Here is a 1,430-nt window from a genome sequence, read left to right on the forward strand (position 1 = left end):
CGCTCATCGGCTACTTGTTTCATTGACCTGCGATCGTGGCCCGGCCAGGCTTCGGTCGAGGCGCCCGGGCTGTCGCTCACTTTTCGGCTGCCCACGCTGGTCGTGTGGCTCTCATTTGGCCTGCGCGGCCCGGGCGTCGCCCCAGGGCGGGGAGAGGCTCAAGAGGGGTTTGCTCGGCTCGAAGTAGCGTTGCCCTCCCGGCTCGACAACCCAGGTGGATCGAGCATCGGAGGACGCGGTGAGTGGCACGTCAGATCGTTTGGTCATCGGAATGGATCCGCACAAACGCTCCGCCACGATCGAGGTCATGGCCGGCGACGAGACCGTCGTCGGCGGCGGCCGCTTCGACACCGACCGCGACGGCTACACAGCGATGAGGAAGTACGCCAGCCGATGGCCGAACCGTGTCTGGGCGATCGAGGGCTGCCAGGGCATCGGCCGACACATCGCCAACCGACTACTGGCCGACGGCGAACAGGTCGTCGACGTCCCCCCGAAGCTGTCGGCCAGGGCGCGGGTCTTCGCCACCGGCCAGGGCCGCAAGACCGACGCCACCGACGCCCACTCCATCGCGCTGGTCGGCACCCGCATGGCCGGGCTGCGCCCAATCGTCAACGACGAACAGCTCGCCCTGCTGCGGATCCTGGTCGACCGGCGCCGCTCTCTTGGCGAGGACCACACCCGGATGGTGTCCCAGCTGCACCAACTGCTGCTGGAACTGATCCCTGGTGGGGCGAAGAAGAGCTTGTCCGCCGCCCAGGCGAAGGCACTGCTGGCCACGGTCAGGCCCCGGGACTCGGTCGGCAAGGCCCGCCGGCGGGTCGCCGCGGAGCTGATCGCCGACCTCGAACGGATCTACCGACGCACCAAGGAAGCCGACAAGGAGCTGAAGGAACTGGTGGCCTCCACCGGCACCACGCTGATGGACCTGCACGGCATCGGACCATCCGGTGCTGCCCGGCTGCTGGTCGAGGTCAACGACATCACCCGGTTCCCGAACCGGGCCCACTTCGCCTCCTGGAACGGCACCGCCCCCATCGACGCGTCCTCCGGCGATCAGGTACGCCACCGGCTCTCCCGAGCCGGGAACCGGCAGATCAACCGGGTGCTGCACATCATGGCCACCGTCCAGCTACGCAACCCTACCGAGGGCCGCGCCTACTTCGACCGGAAGAAAGCCTCCGGCAAGACCTCGATGGAAGCGATGCGCGCCCTGAAACGACGCCTGTCCGACATCGTCTACCGCTGCATGATCAGCGACACGGTGGCCACGGCGGCGGGCCCGGGAGGACAACGAGGAACGACTACTGGCTCCAGCGTGACCGACTCTCATCCCCCAGCCGGCTCTTCGGAGAAGTCACTTCCCGGACCCGCCGAGACCCAGGATAGAACCCTCCTCCCGGCGGTGTCTTGACACAGAGGGGAGCCAT

General features: G+C 67.8%; 1 protein-coding gene. It reads left to right on the forward strand.

The features are described 5' to 3' along the window. The first annotated feature begins 271 nt into the window (after window positions 1–271). A complete protein-coding gene (locus BXA10_RS30235; protein WP_076474246.1) occupies window positions 272–1,414 on the forward strand; it encodes an IS110 family RNA-guided transposase in 1,143 nt (380 codons plus the stop codon). The last annotated feature ends 16 nt before the right edge of the window (window positions 1,415–1,430 follow it).

Source organism: Micromonospora avicenniae, assembly GCF_900156065.1.
GTDB classification, from domain to species: Bacteria; Actinomycetota; Actinomycetes; order Mycobacteriales; family Micromonosporaceae; genus Micromonospora; species Micromonospora avicenniae.

Coding starts and splice junctions, on each gene's coding strand:
- BXA10_RS30235 (WP_076474246.1), top strand. CDS start 272: ATGGATCCGCACAAACGCTCCGCCACGATCGAGGTCATGGCCGGCGAC.